General features: G+C 46.0%; 12 protein-coding genes. 3 read left to right on the top strand and 9 right to left on the bottom strand.

Translation table 11 applies throughout. From position 1 onward, the window contains the following. Nucleotides 1-60 precede the first annotated feature (60 nt). Both MKY42_RS14275 and MKY42_RS14270 read right to left on the bottom strand, forming a co-directional pair. Nucleotides 61-1,815, bottom strand: a complete 1,755-nt coding sequence (locus tag MKY42_RS14275; protein WP_090897137.1) for an ATP-binding cassette domain-containing protein — start codon at nucleotides 1,813-1,815, stop codon at nucleotides 61-63. After that, complete coding sequence (locus MKY42_RS14270; protein WP_339851913.1) at nucleotides 1,800-2,663, bottom strand: ATP-binding cassette domain-containing protein; 864 nt, start codon at nucleotides 2,661-2,663, stop codon at nucleotides 1,800-1,802. The genes MKY42_RS14275 and MKY42_RS14270 overlap by 16 nt, the downstream gene beginning before the upstream one ends. A gap of 112 nt (nucleotides 2,664-2,775) precedes the next feature. On the opposite strand from MKY42_RS14270, the gene MKY42_RS14265 reads away from it, so the two are divergent. After that, on the top strand, nucleotides 2,776-3,366 hold the full coding sequence (locus MKY42_RS14265; RefSeq protein ID WP_090897131.1) for a biotin transporter BioY: 591 nt from the start codon (nucleotides 2,776-2,778) through the stop codon (nucleotides 3,364-3,366). A gap of 102 nt (nucleotides 3,367-3,468) precedes the next feature. On the opposite strand, the gene MKY42_RS14260 is transcribed toward MKY42_RS14265, so the two are convergent. From MKY42_RS14260 to MKY42_RS14245, 4 genes are all read right to left on the bottom strand, one after another. Next, nucleotides 3,469-5,358, bottom strand: coding sequence for a beta-glucoside-specific PTS transporter subunit IIABC (locus MKY42_RS14260; RefSeq protein ID WP_090897128.1), 1,890 nt, complete (start codon nucleotides 5,356-5,358; stop codon nucleotides 3,469-3,471). Nucleotides 5,359-5,572: 214 nt separating this feature from the next. Continuing rightward, nucleotides 5,573-6,403: a PRD domain-containing protein gene (locus tag MKY42_RS14255; protein ID WP_090902232.1), complete on the bottom strand. Its 831-nt coding sequence runs from the start codon at nucleotides 6,401-6,403 to the stop codon at nucleotides 5,573-5,575. Between the two features lie 286 nt (nucleotides 6,404-6,689). Beyond that, nucleotides 6,690-8,132 (bottom strand): 6-phospho-beta-glucosidase, encoded by a 1,443-nt coding sequence (locus tag MKY42_RS14250; protein WP_339851908.1) that lies wholly within the window; start codon nucleotides 8,130-8,132, stop codon nucleotides 6,690-6,692. A 466-nt stretch (nucleotides 8,133-8,598) separates the two neighbouring features. Beyond that, nucleotides 8,599-9,429, bottom strand: coding sequence for an amidohydrolase family protein (locus MKY42_RS14245; protein WP_339851905.1), 831 nt, complete (start codon nucleotides 9,427-9,429; stop codon nucleotides 8,599-8,601). 311 nt (nucleotides 9,430-9,740) lie between these two features. On the opposite strand from MKY42_RS14245, the gene MKY42_RS14240 reads away from it, so the two are divergent. Then, nucleotides 9,741-11,465 (top strand): cellulase family glycosylhydrolase, encoded by a 1,725-nt coding sequence (locus MKY42_RS14240; RefSeq protein ID WP_179265012.1) that lies wholly within the window; start codon nucleotides 9,741-9,743, stop codon nucleotides 11,463-11,465. A 149-nt stretch (nucleotides 11,466-11,614) separates the two neighbouring features. Here MKY42_RS14240 and MKY42_RS14235 read toward each other — a convergent pair whose 3' ends face one another. Continuing rightward, the gene (locus tag MKY42_RS14235; protein ID WP_339851902.1) at nucleotides 11,615-12,010 is read right to left on the bottom strand and encodes a hypothetical protein; all 396 of its coding nucleotides are present in this window, start codon (nucleotides 12,008-12,010) and stop codon (nucleotides 11,615-11,617) included. 438 nt (nucleotides 12,011-12,448) lie between these two features. Here MKY42_RS14235 and MKY42_RS14230 point away from each other — a divergent pair, with 438 nt between their 5' ends. Beyond that, a complete protein-coding gene (locus MKY42_RS14230) occupies nucleotides 12,449-12,877 on the top strand; it encodes a hypothetical protein (protein WP_339851900.1) in 429 nt (142 codons plus the stop codon). A gap of 107 nt (nucleotides 12,878-12,984) precedes the next feature. Here the strand turns inward: MKY42_RS14230 and MKY42_RS14225 are convergent, their stop codons facing one another. Together MKY42_RS14225 and MKY42_RS14220 are read right to left on the bottom strand one after the other, a co-directional pair. After that, entirely contained in the window at nucleotides 12,985-14,952 is a 1,968-nt protein-coding gene (locus tag MKY42_RS14225; protein ID WP_090897112.1) for a sucrose-specific PTS transporter subunit IIBC, read from the bottom strand. 26 nt (nucleotides 14,953-14,978) lie between these two features. After that, nucleotides 14,979-16,454: a sucrose-6-phosphate hydrolase gene (locus MKY42_RS14220; protein WP_090897107.1), complete on the bottom strand. Its 1,476-nt coding sequence runs from the start codon at nucleotides 16,452-16,454 to the stop codon at nucleotides 14,979-14,981. Between the last annotated feature and the right edge of the window lie 292 nt (nucleotides 16,455-16,746).

Genomic DNA, 16,746 nt, shown 5'->3' with positions numbered 1-16,746 from the left:
ATGTTTATTTTGAACGGAAATGAAAGGATTTATGCATGAACCATGGCTAAAATCCATTCTTCAATCTCTGATCCAGATATAAAATACAAAAACAATAAGTCCGAAGATGCAAATCCATGTATCTCGTTTGGACCATACCAATAAGGAGGAACGTGCTCCAAGCAGGGAATTCTCTCTAACTTTCCGCATTTCCATCGCAATTGTCATATCTTCTGCACGCTGAAACAGCGCCATGAGCAAGGGAATGACCATTGGACCAAGATCACGCACACGTACCGTATTCGGTCGTAATGCAGCTTTGCCGCGTGCCCGGACGATCAGCGAGAATCGCTGCCATTCACTCCAGATCATCGGGATAAAACGAAAGATTAAGGACACGGCGAGTGCAAACGACGACACGGGCAGTTTAATTTTTTTGCCGATACCAAGCACCCAATTCAGTCCCTCGACCATGCGACCATAAGGTGTAGTCAGTGAAAACCAAAGACTTGCCAACGTGACGATAAACAAACGATATACATTCAGTAACGTCCCCTCCGCCTGTATCAGGGAAAATCCGAAATGCAGACCGCCACCTTCTGTAGAAAGAGTCGTCCCTGACAACGCGGTTGATACGATAAAGAACAGTACGAGCGGTTTCATTAATTTCAAGCATCCCATAAGTGCCTGCCGTGGCAGCACAACGAGCGCCAAGATGACTGGCACCAACGTAAGGGAGAGACCTAACCAGTGGTGTTGAAGCATCGTAGCGGTCACGAGTAAAATGTATAAAATCCATTTCAGACGCGGGTCCATAGCACCATACAATCCTCTGCTTGATCCTGATTCAACGTGGGCGTATATGGCCTCCTGTGTGCCTTTTCCTCCCGAAGTATCGGAGCTTGTTAAGGCAAGCTTTGCTTCATCTATTCTGAATTGATCCTCATTACCAATAACATCAACCTTCGGCTCTAAAGGCTCATTGACGGACTGAACGATACCTTCAGCCATTTCCTCCGGAGTCAACGCAGTACACGGAAAATGAATGCCCGCCGCCGCAAATTGTTGTGCCAGTTGCATAGAATGTGGCAGACCAATTCCGGCAAGCTCCAGCAGATCTGGCCTTGTATGAATTTCCAGTGGTGTGAGATCAGCAACCAGACGTCCCTCTTGCAACAAAAGAACCCGATCTGCATGCGGCAAAAATGTGTCCAGGTCGTGTGTAGCCACAATAGCTCCCTCACCTGCAGTTCGATGCTGATCCAATGCATCCAGCAGCATGACAACACTTTGCGCTTCCAATCCGGCGCTGGGTTCATCGAGTAATAGCCATGAAGGCTGCGTCGCAGTTCCCAAGGCAAGCCCTAATCTTCTCCGTTCTCCCCCACTTAGTGCAAAGGGGGATCTGTCCGAATGGAATCTGTCTCCCTCTCCCTGACCTGCTGGGGAATCCCAACGTTCCAGTGTCTCGGAAATCTGCTTTTTCTTTTGTTCATCCGGTAGCCGATATGGACGCAGGGAATAAGCAAATTCACGCCCAATGCTTCGGGCGAACAGCTGTTGCTCTGGGAATTGAAAGACCAACCCCATTTGCAGCAGAATGGACTGTGGTACTTTCCCGTTCTGCCAGAAAGGCTGTCCGTCCAGCTTGAGGCTACCCGTATCTGGCGGTTTTAGACCGGCGATGGTTTGCAGCATTGTGGTTTTGCCTGATCCTGTGCAGCCTAACAATAAAGTAATTTCGCCACGGTTCAGTCGGACAGTGATATCTTGAAGCAGCGCTCTTTTGTCAGGTTGTGATGAAACTATACCTACATGTTCTAATTCGATTGCCAAAGCGTTACCTCCTTAACCAACTGCTCTGGTCGCAGAGGTGTTGCATGTTGCAGCATACCTTTCTGTTTCAGGAGTAGAGCCGTCTGCACTGTAAAAGGTGGAGCAAGCCCAAGCTGTTTGCAGGGAGAGGGTTGTTTTACTTCTTTTCCAGTGTCAGCCGCTGTCTCTTCCTTATCTTTCCCATAAAAGAAAGCCGCAGGCGTTCCATCGTAAACACAGCGTCCCTGCTCCATGGCAATAATTCGATCGCACAAGGTCGCTTCTTCCAAATGATGCGTAATCCAGATTACCGCCGTCCCTTGTTGGACAATGGTTTGAACTACCGCTTCCATTCGTTCTCTGGCTCCCGGATCAAGCATGGCTGTAGGTTCGTCCAGAATGAGTACATCCGGCTTGGCCGCCAGCGCTACCGCGATATTAAGCAACTGCTTCTGTCCTCCAGACAGCATCGATATCGCCGCCTGTGGCGGGTGTTCAAGTCCTACCGTATGTAATGCGTGCTCTCTCCGACGTAATTGTTCATCAGGAGATTCCAGCAGCGAAGATAAGGCAAAATGAAATTCCTCCTCAATGGTATCTCCAAGTACCTGCGCATCAGGCTGCTGGAGGACTCCACGAACAACCAGTTCTGGAGCAGCCTTTCTTTCTCCGCCGGATAGCGGAATGAATCCAATCAGCAGTCCAGCCAGCGTACTTTTGCCGCTACCATTGGCTCCCACAATACTTATCCATTCTCCCGGAGCTAATTCCAGCGAAACTCCATCCACCGCCTTACGAACACGTCCTGACTCGGACGCATAATGAACACGAACTTGATCCAGTGTAATCAAAGGTGTAACGTCTTGCATCGCAAATTGGTCCTTTCCCTTTTGAATCTTTTGTGGTACGATCCAAATCGTTAACCACATCCGTTTAATCGGTTAACAATAAGATTACCAAAATTGAAAGGAATGTTCAAACATGAAATTATCTTTGCGAGGTATTGTTTTCAGCGCACTCATGGCAGCCATACTTGTTCTTTTTGGTTACATAAGTATTCCCATTGGTTTCTCTCCTGTGCCGATTACATTGCAAACACTTGCGGTTATGCTGGCAGGCGGACTGCTTGGCCCATTATATGGTTTTCTAAGTATCGCTCTGGTCGTCATTCTGACTGCAATTGGATTCCCGCTTCTGCATGGCGCAGGCGGACTTGCAGTACTCCTTGGGCCTACCGGGGGATATGTCATGATGTGGCCCTTCTCCGCATTGCTCATTGGGTTATTACTCAGCAGAATCAAACTGAACGGATTCGTTGGTTATTTCCTGGCCTTTATTGTATTTGAGGTATTTGGTTCAATGTTGATCTATGTTTCGGGCGTGCCATGGCTGGCCTATGCTTACAAAATGTCGTTACCCGAAGCCATGATACAAGGGTTCTATCCCTACATCATCGGTGATCTGATCAAAGCCTTGTTCGCTGCGATCATCATCGCACCTGTACGCATGGTCTTCCCTCCACAACGACTGACAGGCAACATGAACTCAACGGTTGTAAAGGTTGAATCCTAATCGTAATTGGTTAGCGTAAGCTTGAACTGAAATTACGAACAAAGCCGCGTCCACGTAAACAGAAAACGTTCTGTTCCACGTTGGACACGGCTTTTGTTATTTCTACTCTTGTTCCTGTCCTTTTCCACCATACAGGGTAAGTAACGGCTCTTGTACCCGAACTTGTCCCGTAATCAAAGGAACTACTTCCTCATAATTCGCAGAATTCGTAACAATGATAGGGGTTACCGTATGATAACCAGCGGCCTTGATTGCAGCGATATCGAATTCCAGCAGCAAATCTCCTGCTTTAACCCGATCACCTTCCTGAATATGTGATGTAAAGTGCTGACCATCGAGCTTAACGGTATCCACTCCGACATGGACCAAAATCTCCGCACCTGTATCTGATACAACAGCCAGGGCATGTTTCTTTTTGAAAGCCACGGTAATGGTACCGTCAAAAGGAGCAACGACTCGGCCAACTGCCGGCTCAATCGCAATGCCTTTGCCCATCGCACCGGATGAAAATGCCGGATCTGGCACCTCAGTCAGTTCAACAATGGTCCCCTCAATCGGGTTTAGAACTTCTTGATCAACGGAATCCGCTGTTCTTACTGATGGAGTGGTAGATTCCGTGCTTTTTTCTTGTTCTTCCTCTTCAACCGGATCTTTGAATCCCATAATGTACGTCAATGCAGCCGAAACAACAAAGGACACGCAGATCCCAAGAATCAGTCCAGGGAAACCCTCTCCACCCGGTCCATAGAAGATCGGCAAAGTCAACAGTCCTGGAGCGCCTGAAGCGAATGCCTGAGTACCTGCTTGACCAATGATGGCTCCACCAACGGCACCCCCGATCACTCCTGCGATAAATGGACGTTTGAGTGGCAGAGTAACACCATAGATGGCAGGCTCCGTAATCCCGAACAAGGCTGTCAGTGTAGATGAACCCGCCAGCGTTTTCAGCTTTTTATTTTTGGTTTTCAGCATAACACCGAATGCAGCACCAGTCTGTGCGAAGATGGAAGCCGTCGCAGCCGGTTTGACACCATCACGTCCATATACAGCAACGTTATTGATAAATACGGGAATGAGCCCCCAGTGAATTCCGAAAATAACGAGCAGCTGCCAGCTTGCACCCATAACGGCTCCTGCCAATAACGGACTGAATCCAAAAGCGGCCACCAGTCCTGATGCAATGGCATTACCTACATATACTCCAAATGGACCGAATACGAGCAGGGTAAGAGGAACCATAATGACTAGCAAAAATAATGGAGTGACAAAATTTTTCACACTTTCGTGAAGAACCTTATTGAAGAATTTCTCCAATTTGCTCATGACGATGACTGCCAGAATAATAGGGATAACGGTAGATGAATAATTCATCAATATCACAGGGATACCGAAGAAATCGGTTGGCGTTCCCTCCGCCTTGAGCGTGACGATGGAAGGATAGATTAATGCGCCAGCAATGGTCATCGCCACAAACATGTTACCCTGGAATTTGCGAGCGGTTGTAACCGCTAACAGCAAAGGTAAGAAATAAAACAAGCTGTCTGCTGCTGCAAATAGGATCTTATACGTGGTTTCTGTCGTTTCCAGCCAGCCGACATTACTTGCAATGAGCAGCAGCCCTTTCAATATACCGGCTCCCGCCATTACCCCTAGCAGCGGTGCGAATATACTGGAAATCACATCGATAATGCCGCCTAAGCCTTTTGCGGACTTCTTGGACTTTTCCTTTTCGGAAGAGTCATCCAAAATGTTGCTGATCTGACCAATGGCGTTATAAACCTCAGGCACCTTATTGCCAACGACCACCTGAAACTGTCCCCCGTTTTCCTTGACTGCGATGATTCCTTCTGTCTTTTCCAGCTTGGCTTTGTCTGCCTTGGCGTCATCTTTCAATACAAACCGCAAACGTGTTGCGCAATGTACCAGTGATACCACATTTTTTTCCCCGCCGACAAGCTCGACGATCTCTTTTGCGAGTTTTTCCTGACTCATGATGTGCACCCCCATATTTACTAAAACAGGCATCATACCGATTTTTTTGCACGCAAAAAACCTAAGCCTAGAGTAAGGTTTGGACACATGGGTCCTGCCTTCTCATGACTTAGGTTTTGCCTGCATAACCAGTAACAATCCCAGTTAAATCGTATTCAATTCCTGTTAATCTCATATTATTATGATTTAACCAAATTTGTCAACATTTTAATTGTTATCGATTAACGACCCGTTCAATGTGGACGGTCAGATACAATTTCTCTTCGTTGGTAAGCTGATGGTTGTATTCCTTGTTGACGAACATTTCGATTTTCTCCGTACATGCCGCCGCTTCCGGGTGCTTCTCTTTGATCATGTCGTAAAAGTGGTCATAATTATTGTCATAATGCGTGCCGCTTAATACCCTCTGGGAGAAGAACTTCAGATGCGTAATGAAGCGAAAATAGCTGAGAGACTCCTCATCGAATTCCATCTTGAAGTGATATTTCGCTATATTAATAATCTGCTGAATAAACTTCGTGATGTTCATCGTTGTAATGACTTCTTCATTCATCTCCGCATTGACAATGTGCAGGGCAATATACGCAGCTTCATCCGGTGGAAGCTCGATATGAAGTCTGGACTTGATCTGCTCCAGCGTTTTCAGACCCAGTCCGAACTCCGCCTTGTACAGCTGTTTGATTTCCCACATCAGTGCATTCTTGATTTCTACTCCTTCACGATATCGTTCAATCGCAAAGTTAATATGATCTGTTAGGGAAACGTAAATATTTTCATTCAGGTTACGGCCCAGATTTTCTTTGGCGTAGGTAATAATTTCTTCCACAATTTCGATCAGTTCCATAGGCACTTCGCGCAGCAGCATTTTGAAATTGTCGGATGTCTGCTTGTTTTTAAGCGCAAATACTTTCTGGATGCGGGTCTCGTCTACTTTATCCCCCGGCTTTTTCTTAAAGGCAATCCCACGCCCCATCACTACAAGCTCTGCTCCATCCGCTTGATAGATGCTAATGACGTTATTGTTGATAACCTTTGCTATTTTCACTTCAATCCCCCCGTCACGATCCACTCTCTTGGCAGTCATATATCGCCTTTTGGGCATACAAAAAAAACCTGAAGCATCACAAAATAAACAAGACATGTCGGTCTGCTTTTTTTGGTGCTTAGGTTTTGCCTACTTCAAGTAGTAACAATCCCAAAACGATATAATTGCGTCAAGTATAGCGCGAAGAGACACATATGTCAACGCTTTCAACGAGGGAACAATCGGAAGTTCCATGAAGCGTGGTCCTTCCGATATGATATGGAGAATATCCCTCCTCTTCCCCTGCTTATTCCGATTCTAAATTGCTGCCATCGGATTGAATTACATTTTTGTACCAATAGAAGCTCTTTTTCTTGATCCGCTTCAAATCACCCTTACCTTCATTGTCACGGTCCACATAGATGTACCCATAGCGTTTTCTCATCTCGCCTGAAGAAGCGCTGACAATATCGATAGGGCCCCAGCTTGTATAACCGATGATCTCTACACCGTCCTGCAGAGCTTCACCCATCTCGGCAACATGGCGTTTCAGATAATCAATCCGGTATTCATCATCAACCTCACCATCAGGGGTAACCACGTCATTGGCTCCAAATCCATTCTCTACAACAAACAGCGGTTTTTGATACCGGTCATGCAGCTGATTGGCTGTAATACGGAAGCCTTTGGGATCAATCGTCCAGCCCCACTCCGATTTGGCCAAATAGGGATTGGCTACAGAACCAAATACATTGCCGCTCGTCATGTTTTTGACGACTTCCGGGTCTGTGGAGGTTGTACGACTTGAATAATAACTAAACCCGATATAATCAACCGTATGTTTTTTCAGAATTTCCGCATCACCTGGCTGCATGGCAATATTCAATCCATGATCCTTGAAGAAACGTTTGGCATAGCCTGGGTACTCTCCACGCGACTGAACATCAATGAAGAAGTAAGACTCCCTGTCTTTCTCCATGCCCTGGAACACATCTTCCGGATTACAGGTATAAGGATAAAAGCTTCCTGCCGCAAGCATACAGCCGATCATTGCGTCCGGGATGATCTCGTGACAGGCTTTAACCGCCAGTGCACTTGCCACCAGTTGATGGTGTGCTGCCTGATACTGAATCTCTTTGACATGATCACCATCCTTGAAGACCAGACCCGCACCAAGGAATGGCAGATGCAGCAGCATGTTAATTTCGTTGAACGTCATCCAGTATTTCACCTTGTCCTTATAACGGCTGAATACAGTTTTCGCGTAGGTTTCGAACAGAGTCACCAGCTCACGGCTTCTCCAGCTGCCATATTTCTCAATCAGATTAACCGGTACATCGAAGTGAGCAAGTGTTACTACAGGCTCGATGCCATGCTTCAACAGTTCATCGAATAATCGATCATAAAATTGCAAACCCGCTTCATTCGGCTGTGCATCTTCTCCGGTGGGGAAAATCCGTGCCCAGGCAATCGATACACGCAGCGCTTTGAATCCCATCTCCGCAAATAGCGCGATGTCTTCGGGATAACGATGATAGAAATCAATCGCTTCATGCGAAGGATAAAACTCGGTTTCCAGCGGGGTTAATGCAGGGACATTACCCTTCATGATGCTTCTGCGATTCTCTCCTGTCGGCAGCAGGTCAACAATGCTCAGCCCTTTGCCATCTTCCAGATAAGCACCCTCTGCCTGATTGGCAGCAATGGCTCCACCCCACAAAAAGTCTTTGGGAAACTTAAAATTAGTCATTCGTATTCTCCTTCCAAATATGTAATTCTGTTATCCGCTCCAATCGCATGAAACATGAATAAGACAAAGTATTTAAGTTGAACTACACATTTACTTCATAAACGGAGAGGACAGATAAAATCTGGAGAAGCAACGCTAAAAGCGTTCTGAAAGAAAGCTGCTTCGGAAGCATACGCTTCGCCTTTATCCCTGGGTTTCCCTTTAAAAAGGGAATCCAGAAATCTGGGGATAACAGCGATCGGAGGATTGTTCTGGCAGCGCAGTGTCCAATGTAAAATCGTTCTTTCAACTTAAATACAAAAAACCCGAACCAGCCCGAATACACGTTGCAGTGTATACAAGCCAGCTCAGGTTATGCCCATATCGGTAACATTCCCAGATCACAATTATGCGGATTGGTTAAAACTTTAACAAGAATTAGGGGACCTGTCAACATCGTGCAGCCTGAGTCTGCTGTCTAATTCAATCACGATAACTGATAAAAGGTAGCACAGGTGCCGCCGAATATCATCTGCTTCTCTACCTCAGACATGCAAGAAGTATGCTTTGTGATAATCTCAAGCACTTGAGCATATGTACCAGCCACCGTACATACAGGCCAATCCGAGCCAAACATCACCCGATCTGGACCAAAGGCTTCTAAGGCGATATTCAGATAAGGGGCAAAGTCCTCCTGTTTCCAGTTTGTCCAATCGGCTTCCGTTATCATTCCAGATAATTTGCAGTATACATTCGGTTGTTCTGACAAAGAGTATAGCGCTTCCTTCCAAGGGGAAACCGTTCCTGCCTTAATATCGGGCTTCGCCAAATGGTCAAGTACAAATCGCTGTTCAGGAAACATCTTAACCAGCTCTAAAGCATAAGGGAGCTGCTCCTTGGACACGAGCAGATCGTAGGCCAGATTATATTGCTGTAGCAAAGCAATTCCGCGCTGAAAATCGTCACGCAATACAAACTGGACATCCGGTTCATCCTGTATTACATGACGCACCCCCTTCAGCCAAGGGCTTGATGCATACTTCTCAAGTTGATGCTCAGCTTCTACAGAACACAGATCCACCCACCCCACAACACCCCTGATGAACTCATGCCGTTCTGCCAAGTCCAGAAGCCATTCGGTTTCCTCCAACGATTGTCTAGCCTGTACCGCCATACAACCGGATACCCCTGCACGGGTTAACAGAGGCTCCAAATCTTCTGGAAGAAACGATCGTCGAATGACGCTCATGTGTTCCTCGATCCAACCATATTCACGAATATTATAATTCCAGAAATGTTGATGCGCATCCAGTCTCATTTAATTTCCCCTCCTGAGATTATTTAACTTTAACCACGAATGTAATGCAACGCTATTTATTTGAATGAATTTAGAATAAAATAATCCATTAATCTCTAATTATGACATGGATTTTGTACTAATTACGAGGGTATTTACTTTCAATGAATCATGCTATATTTGCATTTCAGAAAACGTTTTCAATACTTAATTTGGTGGTGATTCCATTTAAATCTATCCAGAATCCTGTTCTATGCCGAGCTTAAATCTTCATTTTTTTGTAAGCGCTCTATATTAGTTCAACAATAATCATTACAAAGGAGAATATGTTAATGAACAAAAAACGCAGATCGTTCCTCTCGCTCACTATCGTAACGGCAATGATTCTATCCCTGTTGTCATCCGCCATCGCTTCTGCTGCTACAGATGAATCTATTCAGGCAAGTGCGGCCGCTGCTCCAACGAATATTCAGTCCTATGTTAATGCGATGGAACCGGGCTGGAATCTGGGAAACTCGCTGGACGCCGTTGGTACAGATGAGACGGCCTGGGGTAACCCGCTGATCACTCAGCAGCTGATTCAAAATATTGCTAATCAAGGCTACAAGAGCATTCGTATTCCAGTGACCTGGCAAGCTCATATAGGAGGAGCACCCAACTATACAATTGATACCGCTTACATGAATCGTGTACAACAGGTTGTAAACTGGGCGCTTGATGCCAATCTGTATGTCATGATCAATATCCATCACGATTCATGGCAGTGGATCAGCTATATGGAGAATGACCATGCCAATGTTCTTGCTCGTTACAACTCAGCCTGGACTCAAATTGCAAACAAATTCAAAAACTCATCCACGAAGCTGATGTTCGAAAGTGTAAATGAACCACGCTTCACGGAAGGTGGTACAACGAATACCGCTACTGCTTACGCTTTGCTGGATGAGTTAAATGTATCTTTTCATAACATCGTGAGAGCATCGGGGGGAAATAACGCAACACGTCCATTGGTCCTGCCAACGATGCATACCTCTTCCGCTCAACCAGATCTGGATGCATTATCCCAGACGATTGCGAAATTAAATGACCCTAACATTATCGCTACCGTTCACTACTATGGTTTCTGGCCATTCAGCGTGAATATCGCAGGGTACACCAAATATAATGCTGAAGTGCAGCAGGATATTATCGATACATTTGACCGAGTGTACAATGCATTCACAGCCAAAGGTATTCCGGTAATCGTCGGTGAGTATGGCTTGCTCGGCTTTGATCAGCACACAGGTGTCATTGAGCAAGGTGAGAAGTTAAAATTCTTTGAATTTATCGGCCAGTACCTGCGTCAGAAACAGATGACCACCATGTTATGGGATAATGGACAGCATTTTGGCCGTACCAGCTTCACCTGGTCTGATCCGGATCTGTATAACACGATGAAAGCAAGCTGGACTGGTCGTTCCTCCACAGCTGAATCCGATCTGGTTTATCTGAAAAAAGGGGCTGCAATTCAGGATAAAACAGTAAAATTGAATCTCAATGGCAATACATTTAGCTCTCTTGCTAATGGCAGCACAACTCTTGTTCAAGGTACAGATTATACGATCAGTGGTGATGTGCTCACATTGAAATCAAGCCTGTTAAGCAGACTGACCACGTCCGGCAATCTTGGGGTTAATGCCAAGCTGACCGTCAAATTCAACAAAGGCGCAAACTGGAACCTGAATATCATCAAGTATGATACGCCTAAACTGAGCAATGTAACGGGCACAACGAGCTCGTTTGCGATTCCGACAACCTTTAATGGCAATCAGCTGGCCACCATGGAAGCCACTTATACAAGTGGCGGAAACGCAGGTCCGCAAAACTGGACTTCGTTCAAAGAATTTTCCTACACTTTCAGTCCGAATTATAGCAGCAACGTGATTGAATTGAAACAAAACTTCTTCAACGAAACGAATAATGGCGAAGTTATTCTCAAGTTCCACTTCTGGAGCGGAGACGTCATTACGTACAAAATAACGAAGAATGGTTCCAGTGTAGTCGGAATCTCTTCCTAATAGGGTTTCACAATTCAATGTATAGCACATAGGAATCAGCACATAAAAATTCACGAAACGTTGTGTCCAGGGCAACAGGCTCCGGACACAACGTTTTTCATTGATACTCGGTTCATCGGACTGGCGACAGGAACCCATGATCAGGTGATTCACAATAAAAATGAGACATCTCCACTCCGGCTGTGAATGACATATGTCGCTCCCAGACCTTTATAAACCAGCCCAACAGGAGCTCTGTTGCCGGAAACAACGTAGAGTTGTTGCGGACACAAGCTGCGACACAGCTCAATGTCCTGACAGCACTGCGGCAAGTTATTTTCAAATACAAAGGCGTGTTTCACTACAAATTCTGGCGAAAGCTGATTACGGAATGCCATTTCCTGAATGTAACGCACGGTGACTGCACCAAGCGACTGAAATTGTTCCCCCTCCTCTTCGCTGTGTACAAGCACGACAACCGCAAATCCCCTTTTCAATAATACATCCACAAAATTCTTTCCCGCCTCACCGTGTCCTGTTGATACCACCATCATTGCTTCATCCATTGCCGCCAACCTCGCCTTCACATCAGATCCTGCAAATGCCATCTGGAGTACGTTATGTGCGAATCATAGTCCTCTGTCTGCATCTCTGCAATTGAACTGCATGCGATTTCTGCACCGTTCTGATCGATTCCAGACAATCCAGGTGAGCAATTCTTGCCTAATCTCCTCTTTTCGCAGTCATGCGGCATGTTGCTTGGTCTGTCATGAGCGGAAGAAAAAATCGAGATAATGGAGTCCAAAACGCAGATATATCTCTTGTTAATCGCTTACATGTGTGGATTTCAAATCAAACATCGGAAAATCAGGCTTATATCCATTCCGGTTGATTTTACTTAAACTGTGTTCAGTCGTAACATAATCCGCAGGATAACAAAAAAAATAGAAACAATAAGATGATTTTGCCTATGGAGGTTGGAGCGTGTGATTGCAAGTTGTGATGTGAAAATTCGACCGGAGATTCGTGTTGATGCCCGGATTAGTTCCATGGAGATTATTCGGTACGATATGCAAAAATTACCTTTCATAGCGCGGGAACATGCATCAAGCTACTGCGGATTGTTCAAAATCTCATGCGGGAATGTTCATGGTTTTGCCGAATTTGAATTGCCTGCAGGTTCCCATCCCTCTGATCTGGTAAAATGGGCTTCGGTGTTCAGAGCTTTAAAAGGTATGGAGCTGTCACAGGTCAAGCAATATATCCAGCAGTATCAAGAGCTATGGGGAAATGAACGCATGCTGTTCCTGCACGAAGCCGTCAGCAATTTGCTTTTCAACCTGGAGCACGCCAGCACATCTGATGTGATGTTAAGCCGGGACGACATTCGTGCCTTTCTGATGCAATACGCACTGACGTATTATTCTTTTTGACACCTTCCATTAAGTAAGAAAAGATACATAAAAGTGCAAAGAAACCCTGGTGATATACACCGGGTTTCTTTGCATTTTCCAACCTGTCTTTTTCAAAGGTTTTACGCTTATTGCGGTTCAGTAAATTTCACAACGATTAGTGCTTCTCCATTAGCTTGAACAGGGCCTGTCATCGCTGGCATCACCTGCTCGATTCTATCATTCCCATTCGGGATGAGCACAGGTGTAATCAATGGCAACCCTGCGGCCTGGATCGCTTCCATGTCAAATTCAATCAACAGTTGTCCTGCAGTTACGGTATCTCCGCTATTCACATATGCGGTAAAGCCTTCCCCCTTCAGTCCAACGGTATTAATTCCAATATGCACAAGCATCTGAACACCTGTTTCATGTTCCAGGATTACGGCATGTTTGCTCTTGTTCATCACATGAGCGATGACGCCGTCAAAAGGTGCAAATACTTTGCCCTCAGAAGGCTCAATAGCGATCCCTTCTCCCATATGCTTTTCCGAAAATGCAGGATCAGGAACCTGCTCCAAAGCAACCGCTGTGCCTGTGATGGGTGATGCAATCTCCAGCATAGCTACCCTCGCACGATAGTTAACAGCCTGGCTGGCAGATGAGTTTGACTTTTGCGACAGCACTTCCGTCTTGCTCTCTTCTCCTGCATTGCTCGGAACTTCCTCCGCAACCGGCTGATCCTTATATCCGAAGAACCAGGTAAGTGCAAATGCAATTCCCATGGCTACCACGTTGGACAAAATGTACAAAGGCAATTGGCTGTTCAGATACAGCAGGGTGCCCGGAATAACCGTCACCGCCATACCTGTACCTTGCAAATGGAACAAGGACGCGATGAATCCACCGACAGCGCCTCCGACAAGACCCATGATAAACGGTTTCATATACCGCAAGTTAACCCCGAAGATCGCAGGTTCAGTAATCCCTAGAAATGCAGAGAATGACGAAGGCAGTGCGAGTGCTTTCAGCTTTGTATTTTTGGTCTTCAACCCCACTGCCAGACAAGCTGCTCCTTGCGCAGCCATAGCACATGTAATAATCGCGTTAAACGGATTAAAGCCCGTTTTCTCCAGTAATTGAATCTCCAGAAAGTTAAAGATGTGATGTACACCGGTAACAACAATAATTTGATGGAAGAAACCAATAATAATGCCCGCAATACCGAATGGCAGTCCCAATACGGCTGTCGTCCCATGCAGCACCCACTCCTCAAGAGAATGGAATACCGGACCAATTGCGAAGAGCCCCAATGTAATCATGACCGTCAGCGTAATAAAAGGAGTCAGAATTAAGTCTAGAGCCTCGGGTACGCGTCTTCTCAGAACCTTCTCAAACTTCGCTCCGATCAATCCGACGAAGAATGCAGGCAGCACCGAACCCTGATACCCGACCACCGGTATGAATCCGAACATATGCAGCGGTTGTGCTGATCCATCGGCCACAGCGTATGCATTCGGCAGCGCCGGATTCACAAGCATTAGTCCCAAAACGATACCGAGAACTGGACTACCGCCAAACACGCGGAACGCAGACCAGGCTACGAGTGCAGGCAGGAATGCAAATGCCGTGTCCGTCAGGATTTGAGTAAATAACAGGAAATTGGGCGAAATGTCCTCCGGTGTTGCACCAAACAGCGATAGAATTTCATTTTGAGTGAGCAGCCCGCGCAGACCCATGAATAGCCCCGTTGCTACAAGCACAGGGATGATCGGTACAAATACGTCACCGAACGTGCGAATGGCCCGTTGAAAAGCATTACCTTCCTTTTTGCCCTGACTCTTCACGTCTTCCTTGGAAGATCCTTCGATGCCCAGCTTCTCAACCTCTTCAAATATCCGGTTCACTGTTCCTGTTCCAAAAATGATCTGATACTGGCCCGAGTTGAAAAAGGCCCCTTTGACTTTGTCGATGTTCTCGACCTGCTTCTGATCGATCTTGTCCTTGTCATTCACCATGATCCGAAGACGTGTTGCACAGTGTGCAAATGATGCGATATTTTCTTTGCCCCCGATGGCACGAATAACGTCCTGGGCAATCTGCTGATTATCCGACATGGTCCTTCATTCCTCTCACGTTATATCTAATAATCCCATTTGGATGCCTGAAATCCTGCCTTGCCTCCATGTGCAAAGAAGCGAATCTCTGTGCTATCCTTGCTTGGAAAGATACGGCTAGTGAATACCTCTTCTCCATCATTGACAAAGATCTCAACAGAAGAAGAATCCACAAAGATATGGAACTTAAGCACGTCTGCATTCAATGTGCAGCGCCGTACATTCCCGTTCTGTTCCGCAAGCGTTGCGCCTGATTGCGAGCGATCCAGAATTACTTTCTGATTCAACCGATCATACTGCACCACGGTCTTCTCTTCTGCACTCGCCCGTAATTCAATGCCTACAACCTCTGCCTCAACACCAAGGATTTCACATTCCAATTCATAAGCCATTCCAGCAAAGTCTGCGAAAGATCGAGTCTCATGATCAAGTGTGAATTCCATATGAGTTCCTTCAGAATTCCCACGCAGCTTCACCATTTCAGAAACTGGCTGCTGAATTAACTTCCCCTCCCGGAGTGACAACTGCCGCGGAATCGTCAAGCAATGTGCCCATCCACTCTTATCTGTCGGATACTCCAAATCGGGAAGTCCCATCCAGCCCACCAAAATTCGTCTTCCATCCGGCGCCTGCATCGTCTGCGGGGCATAAAAGTCAAACCCACGATCCAACTCCTGAAATGGACCATGTTCGAAGTGCCTTGTCTGAAGATCCAGTGGTTCACCAATCAGATAACCCGACTGAAAAATGTTGTGATACTCATCTCCCTGACTCTCTATACCTTGCGGCGAAAAGATCAGCACACCCTGACCCTGCATCTCCAGATAATCGGGGCACTCCCACATGTAGCCAAAGTTAGGTAGTCCAGTGTGAATCTCTCCAAGAAACGTCCAGTTTCTGAGATCTGACGAGCGATATAATACCGTGCATCCCGTTTCATCTACACGCTGGGCTCCAATCACGCAATAATACATGTCACCCTGCTGCCAAACCTTGGGGTCTCTGAAATGTTCCGTGTAGCCAGAAGGTACTTCTGAGATCATAGGTTGATGCACTTTGGTTATTGAACCGCTTTCATCCATAATCGCCAGACACTGATACGGATGCCTGTTCCAGTTCTCATCTCTTGTATTGCCTGTGTATAGCAGATTGAGCTGGCCATCTTTTTCAATAGCACTGCCCGAATATGCCCCGTGTGAGTCATATGTGTCGCCCGGCTGGATTCCAATTCCGACTTCTTCCCAGTGCACCAGATCCGTTGAACGGGTATGGTACCAATACTTCAATCCATGCTCGGTTCCGAGTGGGAACCACTGATAGAACAGATGATAATATCCCTGGTAATAGGAGAATCCATTAGGATCGTTAAGCAGTCCGGTTATCGGCTGGATATGGTAATGCTGTCTCCATGGACAAACAGAAATCAAAGCTTCCAGCTTGCCTATTTCTCCAGGCTCTGCCTGCTCGATTCGTCTGTAGCGTTGCTCTCTAGTCATTTTCATAAAAAGTGTTCTCCATCCTAGCTAATATAAATTAGAAAAAGAAAATTTACACTTGGTCACTTCAATGGCAGAACCATCTTTCGATCGCTGTTATCCCCAGATTTCCTTGATCCCTTTTCTAAAGGGTGAAATCCGGTGATAAAGGCGAACACTACGTTTCTACAGATTTTTTCTGCCCTCTCCGTGATCGTGTAACTCTTAATTTAATTTATTTAAAAATCCAAAAAAAATAGAGGAACCGGTTCCAACACACTCAAAAAAATAATTCCATATGGCTTTTCGCCTGCCACCT

It is taken from the genome of Paenibacillus sp. FSL W7-1088 (genome assembly GCF_037969855.1).
Classification (GTDB): Bacteria; Bacillota; Bacilli; order Paenibacillales; family Paenibacillaceae; genus Paenibacillus.
Note: the sequence above shows the minus strand (reverse complement) of the source record. Positions and strands in the feature narration are given on the sequence as shown.